This is a genomic window from Frankia sp. CeRuru1 (assembly GCF_977966315.1).
The window spans coordinates 1-16264 of record NZ_CDWWEW010000076.1 but is presented as its reverse complement, the minus strand read 5'-3'; the positions used below and the strand labels follow the sequence as shown (position 1 = coordinate 16264).

The window sequence follows — 16264 nt, the reverse complement described above, 5'->3', positions numbered from 1 at the left end:
TAGCAATTTATGCGCGCGACCGGGGAGTATGCCAGTATCCGGGTTGCCATCATACCCGCTGGCTCCAGATACATCACATGAAGGAATGGGCATCCGAAGGCGGAAACACAGATCTTGACAATCTCGTGCCGATCTGCTCCCTTCATCATCGGACTATTCATGAAAGGCGGATTGTTCTGCAGCGCGGACGCGACGGTTCGATTGTCGCCCGCCATCGTGACGGAACGCTGACGCAGCAGACACCGCGGCTGCATCCGGGTCTGGATTTGTTGGAGCTCCTCGGCGATAGTCCCTCAACCGCGCCAGCTGAGACCGTCCCGACAAGACAAGTAGCCTGACTTACCCCTAGGGGGTATGGAAATGATCCAACTGTCTGCCTCGGCGTACCGCGACCCGATGTGGGGGGACACGAGAGCCGATGCTCAGCTACGAACGGGATGCCCGTAGGCTCCTAACCTTGTGAGCCCCATCCTCGCGCCCGGACGAGCTGGGAACTTCATCCGAGCCCTGTTCATCATCCTGCTGCTTGTGCTGCTGATGCGGACGGTGTATCTGATGTGGTTCTTCCACACCCCCGCGTGGACATCACGACCGGACGAGATCCGCTACTGCGGCGGATGGTACAAGCGTTCAGACGAGCTGGACATCACAGGAAGCCGTGCACGCCAGATGGCAGGTGGCAGCCTCAAGGAGGTCAGGCGATCGCCGGTGTTCCGTCCGATCATGGCGTACCGTCCGACATCAGACTGTCCACGCTACCTCTTCGCCAGGGTTGGCAAGGACGTCTTCGTCATCTACCGCGCCGCCGACGACTGAGCCGGACCGGTCAGGGCCGGGCCGGTCAGAACGTAGACGCGGGCGTGTATGGACGTGCGCTGCTGCAGCGCGGCCCGTACAGCACGATGCAGGCCATCCTCCAGGTAGAGAGCTCCGCCCCACTCGACGACGTGAGGGAAGAGGTCACCGTAGAAGGTCGAGTCCTCATCGAGAAGAACATCGAGTGCGAGCACCCGCTTGGTGGTGACGAGCTGGTCGAGCCGAACCTGGCGAGGGGGAATGGCCGCCCAGTCCCGCTGGCCAAGGCCGTGCTCGGGGTACGGGCGACCGTCTCCGACCAATCTGAAGATCACCGGCACCTCCTCCTCGAGGGCGAGACATTCTCCGACCACGACAGCCTAGAATCCCCGCCCCCCCTATAAGACCCCGGTGGCCCCGCAGCATCGAGCCGCGTGGACACCCGGACCACGGCTGCAGGTCAGATGCCCGCAGCTGTCACCCCTTCTCTTGATCTCGCAGCAAGGTATATTTAGGTAAGGCTAACCTTATATCGAGGAGGTTCCATGGACGACGTCGTGCTCTGCCTGCCTCCAGACGCCGGTCGACGTATCGACCTCACCACGTATGCGCTTGCCGAACCGGATCTGATCAGTACGTATTCACCTGACTCCCACCTGATGCGACCGGTGACAAGATTGCCGGAGTGCAGGTGAGTCGACTGGACCCGAAACACAGGATGACGTCCATAATCAGTCGACCTTCGTGCCAAGGAGCGGCACGGCTCTCGGCGACCGGGCACGGATCAGCCGATCCGGCCGGATGAGCACGCAACCGTCGAGTAACGATCATCTACGAAGGTGGCTGAGCCTCGGAGTCACTCCCGCGGGGTGAACTCGCCGGCACGCCGCCGGCCGGCAGAAAATCCGCTGGACAGCCCACCTACTCTGGGTAGATGGAGTTCACCCAGTCCGACAAGCTCGCCGACGTCTGCTACGACGTCCGCGGGCCTGTCCTCGACGAAGCGACCCGGCTGGAAGCTGCGGGTTCGCGCATCCTCAAGCTGAACATCGGCAATCCCGCGCCGTTCGGCTTCTCCGCACCGCCGGAGGTACTCGAGGCCGTCGTGGCAAACCTTGCGGATGCACAGGGTTACAGCGACTCCAAGGGACTGCTCGCCGCCCGGGAAGCGGTCGTGCGCTATCACCTCCGTAAGGGGGTCACCGGCCTCGACCCCGGCGGGGTCTACCTCGGCAACGGCGTCTCCGAACTGATCATGATGTCGTTGCAGGCGTTGCTCAACAACGGCGACGAGGTGCTGCTCCCCGCGCCCGACTATCCACTGTGGACGGCCGTGGTCAGCCTGTGCGGCGGCCGGCCCGTGCACTACCTCTGCGACGAGTCCGCCGGCTGGGCGCCCGACCCCGACGACATCGCCGCCAAGGTCACCCCGCGGACACGAGCGATCGTCGTCATCAACCCAAACAACCCGACTGGTGCCGTCTACGACCGGCAGCTGCTGGAGAACATCGTCGAGGTCGCCCGCCGCCACCACCTGATGCTGCTGTCCGATGAGATCTACGACCGGATCCTCTACGACGACGCCGAGCACATCGCGACCGCGGCGCTCGCGCCGGACCTGGTCTGCATGACCTTCAACGGGCTGTCGAAGTCCTATCGGCTAGCCGGGTTCCGGGCCGGGTGGATGGTGATGTCCGGTCCGCGCGGCCACGCCTCGAGCTACATCGAGGGAGTGAACATCCTCGCGAACATGCGCCTGTGCGCCAACGCGCCCGGGCAGTTCGCCACGGTCGCCGCCCTCACGGAGGACGGCGGCGCCGGGGACCTCGTCCTGCCCGGCGGCCGGCTGCGCGAACAACGAGACACGGTCGTGAAGCTCCTCAACGACATCCCCGGGGTGTCGTGCGTCCCGCCGCGGGGGGCGCTGTACGCCTTCCCCCGACTGGACCCCGCCGTCTACCCGATCCGGGACGACGAGCGGTTCGTCCTCGATCTGCTGTTGGCCGAGAAGATCCTGCTCGTCCAGGGCAGCGGCTTCAACTGGCCGCATCCCGACCATGTCCGGATCGTGACCCTGCCCGCGGTGGACGATCTCACGGACGCCATCGGCCGGATCGATCGCTTCCTGGCCTCCTACAAACACCCCTCCCAGCGACAGCACCCCTCCCAGCGACAGAACTGACGGAGCAATCGACACCATCGGGGAGGTTGTCCACAGGACACCAACGCCCTGTGGACAACCTGTGGAAAAACGGCGTGGCGACGTCCTGCTCGTGGGTCTGCTGGTCGCCGCCACGATCGGGGCGCAGATCGCGCTGCGAGCCCGGATCGATCGTCCGCTCTGGTACGACGAGCTGTGGCGCCCGCACTTCGCGGGGGAACCGTGGCCGACGTTCTGGTCGGAACTGACGGCGGCCAACACCCCGTCCTCGATCGGCTCACTGGCGCTGACCCGACTGACCGGGACCATCCTCGGCTGGCACAGTTGGTCGCTCCGGCTCGTCGGAGCGGGAATCTGGCTACCGCTGCTCGCCGCGGGCGGCTTCCTGCTCGCGCGGCGGTTCACCGGCCGGGTGCCGGCCGTGGCCGCCGCGGTGACGGCCGCCCTCGCCGGCACCGTCGTCGACACCGGCACACAGCTCAAGCCCTACGTCCTCGATGCGGTGGTCACCCTCGCGGTGGTCGCGCTGTGGATAGGACAGGCCACGCTCCCACGCCGGACCGCGGCCGGGGCGCTGGCGCTGCTGTCGCTGCCCGCGGTGTTTCTGCTGGTTCCCCTCGCTGGCTACGACCTGGTCCGCGCGGTGCCCCGACGCACCGTGGTACGCACCACCGGACGGGTGGGCCCCGCCCTCCTCCTGGCCGGCGCCCACATGATGATCTTTGTGGCGCACCAGTCCAGTCAACGGGCGAGCCATTTCTGGGACGATCACTTCCTCGCCGATCGAGGGATCCTTGGCGGCCTGCGGTTCACGCTCGAACAGACCGGCGCGATTCTCGGTGGCGCTCCGCCCGGGATCGACCGTTATGACCCCAATCTGGTGCACTCCCTCCTCGAGGGGCATCGCCTCCCGACGCTGCTCGTCGGGACGGCCACGGCGGTTGCGCTGGCGCTCGGAGTCCGGGTACTGCGCCGACGCCCCGACGGGGTGATCCTTATCGTCGCCTTGATCGGCGCCGAACTGCTCCAGCTCGCGGCCAGCGCCGGACGCTACTGGCCCTTCGGGGCCTGTCGGACCAATCTGTTTCTGGTTCCGTTGCTCACCATCATCGTCGCGGTCGGCGTTGCAGACCTGGCCCGCACGGCCCAGGCAGCCAGGCCGGTCGGGCCGGCGCGGCTTCCCGCGGCCGTCGGCCTGATCGCGCTGGCGGTGATGCCGGTCTGCGCGGTCGGCGGGACCATCACGCTGTGGGACGAACGCCACGATCCCCGTCCGATCGAGGCCATGGTCGACGCGACGATCGCCGCCCGCGCCGAGTATCGGGCGGGCGATCTCGTCATCGTCGGCGGCCGACTGGCGCGAGCGGGCTGGCTCTACGCCATGGACCTCAGCGACGACGCATCGCCCGGGGGACCGCCGATCGGGCCCCGGGTACCCCGATCGGCGACAACCTTCCTGAGCGTGATCGGGAAGGACGGCGCGGACGGCGCGATCCGCAGCCGCCCGCAACCGCCGGACCGGATCCTGCTATTCATTCTCGCCTACGACCTCCGGGGCACGGCCGCCGAACTCGCGTCCCTGCGGCAGGCCGGATGGTGTGAGCAAGAGATCCGGACCTTTCCGCTCACCGGCACCCTGCACGGCCTCACCCGCTGCGCCCCGACGCCGCGGGGGGACTCGCAGTCGCCATCGGCTGTCCGATGAGAGCGGCCAGCGCCCCCCATTCCCGGTCACCGTCCGCCAACGACGACGCGATGCGCTGCTGCAGCACGCCGACCTGGATCCGGGTGCCGTCGAAGAGCTGCCCGCAGGACGCCGCAGCGGCGGCATAGTCCCTGCCGCCGGCATCGAACCGCGCCTGCGCGGCCGCGGTCGGCGGCACCGGCGCGGTCAGCGCCGCCTGCGTGTCGGTGCCGAGGGAGACGCAGACGGGCCGCAGGGAAGCGCCGTCCTGGGCGGCCAGATACGCTCGGGCCGCCGCGACGTCCGTGGCGACCCGGGTCCGCAGACCCTCGCTGCCGTGGTACCAGGAGGCCAGCTCGGCAGAGTCATTCGCAGTGGACGTAGAGCCGTTCGCGGTGGACGTAGAGCCGTTCGCGGTGGATGCAGAGCCGCCGGTGGTCGACGCGGGCAGCCCGGACGCCGGATCCGCACCGCCTGTCAGGGTCGCCGCTCCCCCGCCAATCACCAGCACGATCGCGCCGAGAATGGCGAGCCGACTACCGAGGGGGTTCTGGAGCGGATCCGGTTCCCGCAACCACCCAGGTCGGCCGCTACGCCCCGCCATGCATCCCTCCACCCTGGATCTACTCTGGGCGAAGGTTATGCCTCGGAGCGTCGCAGATCACCGGTGGGTGCGGCCGTCAGCGGATCGCCGCCACGAGCTCGGGAGTGGCAACGGGTGGCAGCGAGTTACCTCAGGGCTTTCCTGCGATCAGGTCGCAAGCGCATTCACACCTCCACCCAGCACATCCGGGATGAAAACCATTGTCAATAATGTTCAACGGACGCGTGCCCATTCCCGTCGCCAGGCACGCCCAGCGCGGCGAGGAGATGAGAAAGTGAGAACGTGGCCCGTACACCCCAAGAAGCTCACGGGTCCGAGCCGACCCCACGGCTGGTGCACGCCCCGGGCGGGACGGACGGCACAGTCGGGATGAGAGGCACGGACGGTAAGGGCGACACCGGCAACAGACTGAACCGACCAGACAGACTGAACGGCAGCGAAGGGAGCGACGTGAGCACCGCGGGGAACGACACCAGGTCGGCCGGCACGGGCCGGCCGGCCCGCGACCCCCGCAACCAGCGGGATAAGACGGCGGAGCGCCGTCCGGCGCCGAGCCGGGGGACGGCCGTGCGTGCCACCCGGCAGGGCGACGCCGTCTCCGCCGCGCTTGCCGAGACCGACGCCTTCACCAGCGCCCAGGATCTGCACGCCCGGCTACGGGCGCAGGGCGCCGCGGTCGGGCTCACGACGGTGTACCGCCATCTGCAGGTGCTGGCCGACCGCGGCGAGGTCGACATGATCCGCCGGGACGACGGTGAGACCGTCTACCGGCGCTGTGCCTCTGACGACCATCACCATCACCTCGTCTGCCGCTCCTGCGGCCGGACGGTAGAGATCGCGGGACCGGAGATCGAGGCGTGGACCGCCAAGGTTGCCAACGCCGAGGGATTCGTCGACGTCGTGCACACTGTGGAGATCTACGGCACCTGTGCCACCTGCGCGGCCCGACCGGCCACCTGAGCGAGGTTCCCGGCGGAGCAGGGGACGCACCGCGGGGCACAGTGCGCGCAGCCGTCGGTCAGGGTGCCGTCGCCGAGAGGCCGGTGCAGGCGCGCAGGGCATTCCAGTTCGCCAGGGCCCGGGCTCCCGCGGCACCGGTCACCGGCTGGGGGGTGCCCCCCACGATCCGGGCGGGTAGCCAGGCGGCGGCCATGACCGCCCGGCCAGCGACGGTCAGTTCCAGCACCCCGGACTCGGTGTTCCGGCCGGCGCCGGAGGAATAGAACACAAAGTTCCCCAACCCGTAGCCGACGTACACTCCGTCGGAGTTCCATCCGGCGCCCAGCAGAACGTGGGCGTGGCTCCCGATGACGACGTCCGCGCCCGCGACCGCCAGCCGGGGGAGCAGGGCGCGCTGTGCCTCGTTGGGGCACTGCTGCTGTTCAGTCCCCCAGTGCAGGAAGACGATGACCGTGTCCGCCTCGGCCCGCGCGGCCCGCACGGCTCGCACCAGCCGATCGACCTCCTTTGCCGATGCCAGGCCGGGTTTGTTCGGACCCGCCGTCCAGGCCGCGATCAACTCGTCGTCGAGCACTTGGGTGGCCCCGAGGACGGCGATACGCTGCCTCTTGACCGTCGTCATGTACGGGGCGTACGCGGCGGTGTCGTCCACGCCGATGCCGACGAGCGGAAAGTGCGCATCCCGGGCGTAACGTAGCGAATCCTGCAGGCCTTCGATGCCGTAGTCCATGCCGTGGTTGTTGGCCATCGTGACGACGTCGATGCCGGCCGCCCGTACCGCGGTGAACGCGGTGGGCGAAGCCCGGAACACATACGCCTTCTGGGCCGCGGCGCCACGGTCCGTCACCGCCGTCTCCAGGTTCGCGATCGCGAGATCGGCTGCGGTCAGGGCCGCCGACATGGGTCCGATCGCCGTCGGCGGATCGGCGGCGAGCCGCTGACCGGGAGCACCCTCGAAGTGGATGTCGCCGCCGAAGGCGATGGTGACCGGCTGCCCCGTCGGCCGCCGCGGGCCGTCACCGACGGGTGCGGCTCCCGCGGTGGCCGCGGTGGCCCCGGCCGGGGGACCGGTGGTGGCGGAGGCACCGTCGGCGTGCGGCGTCGGCCTCGGACGGTCCTCGCCGTAGGGCACGGCACAGGCGACGAACATGAACCCGACGATGACGGCGACGCCACCGGCGACGGCCGTGCGCCCTCCTCTGCACCGAACGCACCGAGCACGCCGGCTGGCTGCACCCCGCTCCACGCCAGGCTCCCCCCCTCCGTGACGACCACACCACGACGAGCCACTCGCGAACCGGCCGCGTCCCGGCCGCGTCCCGGCCGCGTCCCGGCCGTTCCCATGATCCCGAGCTCGACCGCCGCGGTCCGTCCGACGTCAGAGTGCCGACAGCACCGGTGCCAGTTCGCGCCACTGCCGACGCGGCAGCCCACGGCGGTCGAAGTCAAGCACCTGCACGGCCACCTGATCGGCCCCGGCGTCGAGATGCTCCTTGATCCGCCTGAGCAGAACGTCCGCGTCCCCCCAGGGGACGATCGTGTCGACCAGGCGGTCCGAGCCCGAGCCGGCGAGATCGTCGTCGTCGAACCCGAAACGCCGCAGGTTCGCCGTGTAGTTCGGCAGCCGAAGATAGGACCCGGTGTGCCGGCGGGCGAGCTCACGGGCCTGTTCCGGATCGGGGTGCAGGACGAACGCCTGCTCGGGGACGAGCAGCTTGTCGGGCCCGAGGATGTCCCGGGCGGCAGCGGTGTGCTCGGGTGGCACGAAATAGGTGTGGGCGCCGTCGGCCCGGTCCCGGGCGAGGCCGAGCATCTTCGGACCGAGCGCGGCGAGCACCCGTGGCGGGGCACCGGGCGGTGGCACGGCCCGGTACTGCTCGACCGCCATCCGGTCCATCTCGTCGAGGTACGCCGCCATCTGGGCGAGTGGGCGCGTGTAGGAGGCGCCCCGGATGTGCATCAGCTCGGCGTGGGACACCCCGAGCCCGAGCAGGAACCGGTCCGGGTACGCCTCGGCGAGGGCCAGCTGACCAGCGGTCATGGTGAGCGGGTTACGGGCGAGGATCTGCGCGATCCCGGTCGCGATCGTCATCCGGGAGGTGGCCGCGAGCGCCAGAGCCGCGGTGACCAGCACCTCGCGCCCCTTGACCTCACCGGTCCACAACGTCGGATAACCGAGATCGTCGAGTTCTGCGATCGCCTCCCGGACGACCGCGGCCGGGGAGAAGTCGAACTGGCCACTCCAGATCCCCACCTTGCCGATCTCACGCCGGGCCGGCGGGCGGCTCATGTGCTGCGCACTCGTCACCGCGCAACCGTACCGAGCAGGAGCGATGGTCACTCGTCACGGCGGGACCGCCGGATCCGGTTGCCACTGTCCGTCCAAGGTCTATCGTTGGCGAGTGTGACGGAGCTCATGCAGCTGCTCACCCCGGCCGGCCACCGGATCACCACCGCGTCCACGACGACGGCAGCCGGGCCCGATGCGCCGGGGCCCGATCCCTCCAGAGCCCGCGCCGGCGGGGCGGGCGCCGCGGGAGCGGACCCGCCCCGGACAGCCGTCGATCTGGCCGCCCAGATCGCCGATCTGACCGACGACGATCTGTATGGGCTGTATCGGGACATGGTGTTCATCCGCCGGTTCGACGAAGAGGCGACCAGCCTGCAGCGCCAGGGCGAGCTGGGGCTGTGGGCAAGCCTGCGGGGCCAGGAGGCGGCCCAAGTCGGATCCGGCCGGGCGCTGAGGCCTGGCGACATGGCGTTCCCGTCGTACCGGGAACACGGGGTGGCCTGGTGCCGGGGAGTCAGGCCGAGGGAAATCCTGGCGATCTATCGCGGCACGACGCTCGGTGGCTGGGATCCGGACACTCACGGATGCGCCCTCTACTCGATCGTCGTGGGCTCGCAGGCGCTGCACGCCACCGGCTACGCGATGGGAATCGCCCGGGACGGCACCGACGACGCGGCCATTGCGTACTTCGGTGACGGGGCGTCGAGCGAGGGCGACGTCAGCGAGGCGTTCGGATGGGCGAGCGTGTTCGCGCCTCCGCTGGTGTTCTTCTGCCAGAACAACCAGTGGGCCATCTCAGCGCCCGCTCGGCGCCAGAGCCGAATCGAGATCGTCCACCGGGCCGCCGGCTTCGGCTTCCCGGGCGTGCGGGTGGACGGCAACGACGTGCTGGCGTGTCTCGCGGTGACCCGGTGGGCCCTGGCGACCGCGCGTGCCGGGCGTGGCCCGGTGCTGGTGGAGGCCGTGACCTACCGGATGAATCCGCACACCACGGCAGACGATCCCAGCCGCTACCGTCCGGAGAGTGAACTGGGCATGTGGCGTCGGCGTGATCCGTTGGACCGGATGCGCGCCCACCTGACAGCGCGGGGCCTGCTCACCGAGGAGAGTCTGCGGCAGCTGGCCATCGAGGCGGACGCCTTCGCGCACGAGCTGCGCGCGCAGTGCGTCGCGCTGCCGGATCCGATCCCGACCAGCCTGTTCGATCATGTGCAGGTGGCTGAGAATGAACTCGTGACGGCCCAGCGATCGGCGTTGGCGGCCATGTTCGACGTGGAGGGGCCCGGCGTGGAGGACGAGATGGGCGTACTCGAGGGGAACCGGTGACCAGCGGGGCTGTCGTTGCCGGGGAGCAACGCTCCGACGAGGTCGGTGAACGGGTCGCCCGCGCCCCGGTCACCATGGCCAAGGCGTTGAGCCTCGGGCTGCGTTCGGCGATGGCCACCGATCCCAAGGTTCTGATCATGGGGGAGGACGTCGGCAAGCTCGGCGGGGTCTTCCGGGTGACCGACGGGCTGCAACAGGAATTCGGCGAGGCCAGGGTCATCGACACCCCGCTGGCCGAGTCGGCGATCGTCGGCACGGCGATCGGGCTGGCCATGCGCGGTTACCGGCCGGTCTGTGAGATCCAGTTCGATGGGTTCGTCTACCCCGCGTTCGACCAGATCGTCAGCCAACTCGCGAAGCTGCACTACCGGTCGGCCGGCCGGATCCGGCTGCCGGTAACGATCCGCATCCCCTTCGGCGGCGGGATCGGCGCCGTCGAGCATCACAGTGAGTCGCCGGAGGCGTACTTCTGCCACACTGCCGGCCTGAAGGTTGTCGCCTGCTCGAACCCGGTCGACGCCCATCACATGATCCAGCAGGCCATCCGGTCCGACGATCCGGTGATCTTCCTCGAACCGAAACGGCGGTACTGGGAGAAGGGCGTGGTCGACCCGCGCCCCCTCGCCGAACTGCCCGCGGACGAGCTCACCCAACTGCACGCCAGCCGGGTCGTGCGCACCGGCACGGACGCGACCCTCGTCGGCTATGGTCCCACCGTGCGGACCTGCCTCGACGCCGCCGAGATCAGCGCGGCGGACGACAGCCGGTCGCTGGAGGTCATCGACCTGCGGACGCTCTCGCCCCTGGACCTGGAACCCGTGCTCGACTCGGTACGCCGGACCGGCCGGCTGGTCGTGGTCCACGAGGCACCGTCCAACGTCTCGGTGTCGGCCGAGGTCGCCGCACGAGTGGCGGAGCAGGCGTTTTACTCCCTGGAGGCGCCGGTCCTGCGGGTCACCGGTTTCGACACCCCGTATCCCCCGGCCCGCCTCGAAGACCACTACCTCCCCGACGTCGACCGCATCCTCGACGCCGTGGACCGTTCCTTCGCGTACTGAGCATCCTGAGAAGCATGAGGACCGACCAACCGGCTATCTGACTGGGGTTACCGTGACGCAGCGACAGTTCCGGCTCCCTGACCTCGGCGAAGGTCTGACCGAGGCGGACATCGTCCGGTGGCTTGCCCAGGTCGGGGATACCGTCACGGTGAACCAGCCCCTCGTCGAGGTCGAGACCGCGAAGGCGGTCGTCGAGGTCCCCAGCCCGTTCGCCGGGATCCTGGCCGAGATCCACGGCGCCGAGGGAACAACCCTCGCGGTCGGCGCACCCCTGCTGACCATCCAGACCGCCGACGCCGAACCCGACGGGACGGGTGGGAACAGGACGGGTGAGAACAGCCTGCCGACATCCCGGGACGCTGGCAGCATCGAGCGCACCCCAGTCCTCGTGGGTTATGGGCCGAGGACGGCCGAGAGCCGCCGGCGCCGCCCTCGACGACCACCTATGCCAGCCGGTCCGGGGCACACAGCTGGTCCGGGGCTCGCCAAACCGCCGGTCCGCAAGCTCGCCCGTGACCTCGGCGTCGACCTCGCCTCCCTCGCCGGCACCGGCCCGGACGGCACGATCAGCCGGGCCGACGTCGAGGCCGCAGTGCGTGCCACCGCCCGTACCGCGCCCCTCGCGGCGCCACCCACGCGCGATGCCCCGCCGATCGGCGTCGTCCCCGCCGGGGCCACCTTCTCCACCGAGACGCGTACCTGGCACGTGCCTGTCACCGGCATCCGGCGATCGATGGCGCAGGCGATGGTCACCAGCGTCTCGGCCGCCCCGCACGTCACCGAGTTCCTCACCGTCGACGCGACGGCGACGATGACCGCCCGGGACCGGATCGCGGCGCTGCCGGAGTTCACCGGGATCAAGATCACCCCATTGCTGTTCGTCGCCAGAGCCCTGCTCATCGCCGTTCGCCGACACCCGATGATCAACTCATCCTGGGTCGAGGACGCGGGCGGTGGCCGGCCGGAGAACGGTGGCCGGCCGGGGAACAGTGGCCGGCCGGGGAACGGTGGCCGGCCGGAGATACATGTGTACGACCGGGTGAACCTCGGCATCGCCGTGGCGGGCCCGCGTGGGCTCGTCGTGCCCACCATCCCGGACGCCGGCCGGCTCGACGTCGTCGGGCTGGCTCACGCCCTGGCCGGCCTCACCACCGCGGCGAGGGCGGACCGGCTCAGCCCCGCGGATCTGCGCGGCGGCACGATCACCATCACCAACGTCGGCGTCCTCGGCGTGGACATCGGCACCCCGATCCTGAACCCGGGCGAAGCGGCGATCCTCGCCCTGGGCTCGATCCGACCGATGCCCTGGGTGCACGAGGGTCAGCTCACCGTGCGTACGGTGGTACAGCTGGCGCTCTCGTTCGACCATCGCATCGTCGACGGCGCGCTGGGCTCCGCGGTCCTCGCCGACGTGGGTGCCGTCCTCACTGATCCCACGGTGGCACTCGCCTGGTCCTGATCGGCTCATCGGATCCACCAGTTGACCACAAACGGGCACACTGCACGCAAGAGGGGCACACAACAGCCCAGATTCCGCTCCCTGGTACGGTTGCGCCTCTGACCGGCTTCCGGCACAAAGAGGTGGAACCATGACGCGAGTGGAGGCACTGCAGGCCGCGGACGAGTTCGTCGCCAAGGTTCTGACCTCCGCCAACTCCAGCGGCCGGTTCACCGGCACGCTCAACCTGGCTGAGCGGGTCGACCTCACCCTACGAGTGGCTCGGTTCCTACTCGAGGGTCAGTCCTCCTCGGACGCCGACGACATCCTCAAGCGGGACATGCGCAACGAGCTCGATCAGGCGTTCCCGCCGCTACGCACCTCCTGAACCGACCATCCCGGCTCGACCCCGCGGACGAGCGCCCGGTCCGGTTCCCTGGTCCGTCCCCACGGACCGCCCTGGGAACCGGACCGGGCGGTGGGCAGCCGGACCGGTGAAGGAGCACGGTTCAGTGAGGCGACACGGGGTGGTCCCCTTCGACGTGCACGTGGATGGCCGGCTGCCCGTCACCGGAGGTCGCCGCCGGGTGGCGTGAGGGGTTCAGCCGACGATCCTCCTCGGGGGCCAGTCCCAGCTCGCGCCGGTGCGGGGCCTCGAACGGGGCGGACGGGTCGACGATGATGCCGTCATCGAGCGGCATGAGCGCGGGCACGCCGTTCTCGACCGACTCTTCGACGATCTTTCTGCGCCACTGGTCGCGGTACAGGGTGAGGCCGAGCCCAATGGCGCTGACGCACATCAGGATGATGCCCACGGCCGTGATGTCGAGCCCGGACGGTTCGGAGCGGACCGCGAAGGCGAGGATGGCGCCGAGGGCCAAGAGTAAAAGACTCAACGGGATTCCCATACCGGTCCATATACCCTGCCGCGACAAGAACGCAACCCCGCCCCGGCAACATCAGAACGCCTCCTCCGGCAGTTCCATAAGCCCGAGGCCGGTGGACTCCAGCGCTACCCGGCGCGCCGTCAACTCCGGTAGCACATTGGCCGCGAACCAGCGCGCGGCGGCCACCTTGCCCTGGTAAAAGGCGGCGTCCCGAGCGGACCGGGCCCCGGCGGATGCCGGAGAATCCTGGGTTCGCAGGGCTACCTCGGCGCCGCGCAGGAGCAGCCATCCGATGATCAGGTCGCCGAGGCTCATCAGCAGCCTCGTCGTATTCAGGCCGACCTTGTAGATCGCGGCGGCATCCTCGGCGGCGCCGGTGAGGAACCCGACCAGCGAATTCACCATGCTCTGGACGTCATCGAGAGCCACCCCCAACGCCTCCCGCTCCGCCCGCAGCGCGCCGTTGCCGGCCTCCCCCTTCACGAACGTCTGGATCTCGCCCAGTACGGAGGTCAGCGCCTGCCCCTGGTCCCGGACGATCTTCCGGAAAAACAAGTCCTGGCCCTGGATCGACGTGGTGCCCTCGTAGAGAGTGTCGATCTTGGCATCGCGGATGTACTGCTCGATCGGATAGTCCTGCAGGTACCCGGAACCACCGAGGATCTGCAGTGACGAGGCGAGCAGCTCGTAGGACCGTTCGGAGCCGACCCCCTTGACGATCGGGAGCAGCAGGTCGTTGATGCGTTCGGCGAGCTCGTCGGCCTCCCCCCGCTCGCCGGCCAGCGCAACCCGGTCCTGGAACGTCGCGGTGTAGAGCATCAGCGAACGCATGCCCTCCGCATACACCTTCTGCATCATCAGCATCCGGCGGACATCCGGGTGGTGGATGATCGTGACACGCGGTGCCGTCTTGTCCGACGCGCGGGCCAGGTCCGCACCCTGGACGCGGGTGCGGGCGAACTCGAGCGCGTTGAGATATCCGGTGGACAGCGTGGCGATGGCCTTGCTGCCCACCATCATCCGGGCGTACTCGATCACCTGGAACATCTGGGCGATGCCCTCGTGGACGTCACCGACCAGCCAGCCGACCGCCGGCGCCCGCTCACCGAACCGCAGCTCGCAGGTGGCGGAGACCTTCAGGCCCATCTTTTTCTCGATGTTCGTCACGTAGACGCCGTTGCGGGCGCCGGGCGCGCCGGTCCGCGGATCGGGCATGAACTTCGGCACCACGAACATCGACAGACCCTTGGTCCCCGGGCCGTGCCCCTCCGGCCGGGCGAGCACGAGATGGATGATGTTCTCCGGGACATCCCAGTCCCCATTGGTGATGAACCGCTTCACGCCCTCGATGTGCCAGGTGCCGTCGGGCTGCTCGATCGCCCTGGTACGACCGGCCCCGACGTCGGAACCCGCGTCCGGCTCGGTGAGCACCATCGTCGCGCCCCAGTGCCGTTCAATGGCGAACTCGGCGAGCTGGCGCTGCCATTCGTTGCCGAGCCGGTGCAGGATCGCTGCGAACGTCGGGCCGGCCATGTACATGAAGATGGCCGGGTTCGCTCCGAGCAGCAGCTCCGAGGCCGCCCACGCGACGGTCGGGGACGCACCCAGTCCGCCCAGGTGCGGCGGAAGGTAGAGCCGCCACCACTCACCGTCCAGAACGGCCTGGTAGGACTTCTTGAACGACTCCGGCAGGGTCACCGATCCGGTCGCCGGATCCAGGGTCGGCGGATGACGGTCGGCGTCGGTGAAGGACTCGGCAACGGGTCCGGAGGCGAGGTGGTCGAGCTCGGCCAGCACCTCGCGCGCGGTCTCGGCGTCCATCTCCCCGAAGGGACCGGTGCCGAGCGTGCGATCGATCCCGAACACCTCGAACAGGTTGAACTCGATGTCTCGCAGATTGCTCCGGTAGTGGCCCATCAACGGCTCCTTCCCGGGACCGCCGGACATCGTGATCAGCCGATGCCGGCTAGCTACTCGTGAGTACGTTGTTCCCATGCTACTCACGAGTAACCCGTTGACAAGAGCGGCGGCTGGGAAGAAGTCGTCGCGATCCAACTTTTCTCCGACAAACGGGGAAGACCCGAGGCCGGGCACGTCTACTCTTGCCACTCATGCGCGACCCGGCCACCCAGGAGGTACGGCTCGCGGTCGTCATGACCGGTGGCGCGAGCCTCGCCGTCTGGATGGGCGGGGTCGCCACCGAGATCAACCTTGCGACCAGCCCGGACCGTGACCGGGCCGACGAAGCGGACGCTGCCGTCGCCGCCCGTTACGCCCGGCTGGCAGCCATCCTCGACGTCGAGGTCAGTGTGGACGTACTCGCCGGCACCTCGGCCGGTGGCATCAACGCCGCCATGCTGGGCTACGCGAACACCCACCACGCCGATCTCACCCCGCTGCGGGACCTGTGGCTGTCCCTCGGCTCGCTTGACGCGCTCATGCGCACCCCCCACGAAAAGACGTATCCCTCGCTACTGCGCGGGGACACCGCCGTGCTGCCCGCGCTGCACACCGCCCTGGCAGCGGTGGGGGAGACGGCCCGCCCCAACCGGGCCGGCGCGGACCGCCCGACATCGGTCTTCATCACCACGACGATCCTGCGCGGCGAGGTCGCCGAGCACGCCGACTCACTCGGCGGCACCATGCGCGACGTTGACCACCGGGGCCTGTTCGCCTTCGGCACGCAGGACCTGACCGACCCTGGCGCGGTCCCCCGTCTCGCCCTGGCCGCACGGGCCAGTTCCGCCTTTCCGGGCGCCTTCGAGCCGGCCTACGTGCCGGTGGGGCACGCCGTCGATGCCGCGCACCCGGACATGGCCCGCTACGTCAACGCCTCCCGCGGATTCCACGCCTCGGACGGCGGGATTCTGGTCAACCGCCCGATCGGACCGGCGCTGGCGGCCATCTTCGACCGGCCCGCCGAGCGCCAGGTCCGTCGCGTGCTCACCTACGTCGTGCCCTCGCCGCGGATGCCGGTACCGATGACGGATCCGGCGGCATCGATGAATCCGGTGGCACCGACCAGGACGCCCACACGGTCCATGCCACCCGTGCCGCCCAC

At 69.3% G+C, this 16264-nt stretch carries 16 protein-coding genes; 10 read left to right on the top strand and 6 right to left on the bottom strand.

Annotated elements, in window-relative coordinates:
* On the top strand, positions 1–338 hold a 338-nt coding region (locus AC08OP_RS08315; RefSeq protein WP_476613651.1), incomplete at its 5' end, for an HNH endonuclease signature motif containing protein.
* A 121-nt stretch (positions 339–459) separates the two neighbouring features.
* Entirely contained in the window at positions 460–816 is a 357-nt protein-coding gene (locus AC08OP_RS08310) for a hypothetical protein (protein WP_462186441.1), read from the top strand.
* On the opposite strand, the gene AC08OP_RS08305 is transcribed toward AC08OP_RS08310, so the two are convergent.
* Positions 795–1130: a type II toxin-antitoxin system VapB family antitoxin gene (locus AC08OP_RS08305; protein ID WP_462186460.1), complete on the bottom strand. Its 336-nt coding sequence runs from the start codon at positions 1128–1130 to the stop codon at positions 795–797. The two genes, AC08OP_RS08310 and AC08OP_RS08305, sit on opposite strands and share 22 nt — an antisense overlap.
* A 599-nt stretch (positions 1131–1729) precedes the next feature.
* Here AC08OP_RS08305 and AC08OP_RS08300 point away from each other — a divergent pair.
* Positions 1730–2977, top strand: a complete 1248-nt coding sequence (locus tag AC08OP_RS08300) for a pyridoxal phosphate-dependent aminotransferase (protein ID WP_476613650.1) — start codon at positions 1730–1732, stop codon at positions 2975–2977.
* Positions 2978–3038: 61 nt separating this feature from the next.
* Positions 3039–4661 carry a hypothetical protein gene (locus AC08OP_RS08295; RefSeq protein WP_476613649.1) on the top strand — a complete coding sequence of 541 codons (1623 nt, stop codon included), beginning with the start codon at positions 3039–3041 and terminating at the stop codon, positions 4659–4661.
* On the opposite strand, the gene AC08OP_RS08290 is transcribed toward AC08OP_RS08295, so the two are convergent.
* On the bottom strand, positions 4603–5244 hold the full coding sequence (locus AC08OP_RS08290) for a hypothetical protein (protein WP_476613648.1): 642 nt from the start codon (positions 5242–5244) through the stop codon (positions 4603–4605). The genes AC08OP_RS08295 and AC08OP_RS08290 overlap by 59 nt on opposite strands.
* A gap of 450 nt (positions 5245–5694) precedes the next feature.
* Here AC08OP_RS08290 and AC08OP_RS08285 point away from each other — a divergent pair, with 450 nt between their 5' ends.
* Positions 5695–6204 carry a Fur family transcriptional regulator gene (locus AC08OP_RS08285; RefSeq protein WP_476613647.1) on the top strand — a complete coding sequence of 170 codons (510 nt, stop codon included), beginning with the start codon at positions 5695–5697 and terminating at the stop codon, positions 6202–6204.
* A gap of 58 nt (positions 6205–6262) precedes the next feature.
* Here AC08OP_RS08285 and AC08OP_RS08280 read toward each other — a convergent pair whose 3' ends face one another.
* On the bottom strand, positions 6263–7354 hold the full coding sequence (locus AC08OP_RS08280; protein ID WP_476613646.1) for a CapA family protein: 1092 nt from the start codon (positions 7352–7354) through the stop codon (positions 6263–6265).
* A gap of 228 nt (positions 7355–7582) precedes the next feature.
* On the bottom strand, positions 7583–8494 hold the full coding sequence (locus AC08OP_RS08275; protein ID WP_476613653.1) for an LLM class F420-dependent oxidoreductase: 912 nt from the start codon (positions 8492–8494) through the stop codon (positions 7583–7585).
* 126 nt (positions 8495–8620) lie between these two features.
* Here AC08OP_RS08275 and pdhA point away from each other — a divergent pair, with 126 nt between their 5' ends.
* The 4 genes from pdhA (at position 8621) to AC08OP_RS08255 (ending at position 12704) form a co-directional block, all read left to right on the top strand.
* Positions 8621–9820 (top strand): pyruvate dehydrogenase (acetyl-transferring) E1 component subunit alpha, encoded by a 1200-nt coding sequence (gene pdhA / locus AC08OP_RS08270; protein ID WP_476613652.1) that lies wholly within the window; start codon positions 8621–8623, stop codon positions 9818–9820.
* Positions 9817–10878 (top strand): alpha-ketoacid dehydrogenase subunit beta, encoded by a 1062-nt coding sequence (locus tag AC08OP_RS08265; protein WP_476613645.1) that lies wholly within the window; start codon positions 9817–9819, stop codon positions 10876–10878. Before pdhA ends, AC08OP_RS08265 begins: the two co-directional genes overlap by 4 nt.
* Before the next feature lie 52 nt (positions 10879–10930).
* Complete coding sequence (locus tag AC08OP_RS08260; RefSeq protein WP_476613644.1) at positions 10931–12337, top strand: dihydrolipoamide acetyltransferase family protein; 1407 nt, start codon at positions 10931–10933, stop codon at positions 12335–12337.
* Between the two features lie 130 nt (positions 12338–12467).
* Positions 12468–12704, top strand: a complete 237-nt coding sequence (locus AC08OP_RS08255; protein WP_011434531.1) for a hypothetical protein — start codon at positions 12468–12470, stop codon at positions 12702–12704.
* Positions 12705–12825: 121 nt separating this feature from the next.
* Here AC08OP_RS08255 and AC08OP_RS08250 read toward each other — a convergent pair whose 3' ends face one another.
* A complete protein-coding gene (locus AC08OP_RS08250; protein WP_476613643.1) occupies positions 12826–13212 on the bottom strand; it encodes a hypothetical protein in 387 nt (128 codons plus the stop codon).
* 63 nt (positions 13213–13275) lie between these two features.
* Entirely contained in the window at positions 13276–15120 is a 1845-nt protein-coding gene (locus AC08OP_RS08245; protein WP_476613642.1) for an acyl-CoA dehydrogenase, read from the bottom strand.
* A 194-nt stretch (positions 15121–15314) separates the two neighbouring features.
* Here AC08OP_RS08245 and AC08OP_RS08240 point away from each other — a divergent pair.
* Positions 15315–16264: patatin-like protein (locus AC08OP_RS08240; protein ID WP_476613641.1), on the top strand; the 950-nt coding region annotated here is incomplete at its 3' end.

Coding starts and splice junctions, on each gene's coding strand:
- pdhA (WP_476613652.1), top strand. CDS start 8,621: ATGCAGCTGCTCACCCCGGCCGGCCACCGGATCACCACCGCGTCCACG.
- AC08OP_RS08275 (WP_476613653.1), bottom strand. CDS start 8,494: ATGAGCCGCCCGCCGGCCCGGCGTGAGATCGGCAAGGTGGGGATCTGG.
- AC08OP_RS08280 (WP_476613646.1), bottom strand. CDS start 7,354: ATGTTCGTCGCCTGTGCCGTGCCCTACGGCGAGGACCGTCCGAGGCCG.
- AC08OP_RS08290 (WP_476613648.1), bottom strand. CDS start 5,244: ATGGCGGGGCGTAGCGGCCGACCTGGGTGGTTGCGGGAACCGGATCCG.
- AC08OP_RS08245 (WP_476613642.1), bottom strand. CDS start 15,120: ATGGGCCACTACCGGAGCAATCTGCGAGACATCGAGTTCAACCTGTTC.
- AC08OP_RS08300 (WP_476613650.1), top strand. CDS start 1,730: ATGGAGTTCACCCAGTCCGACAAGCTCGCCGACGTCTGCTACGACGTC.
- AC08OP_RS08255 (WP_011434531.1), top strand. CDS start 12,468: ATGACGCGAGTGGAGGCACTGCAGGCCGCGGACGAGTTCGTCGCCAAG.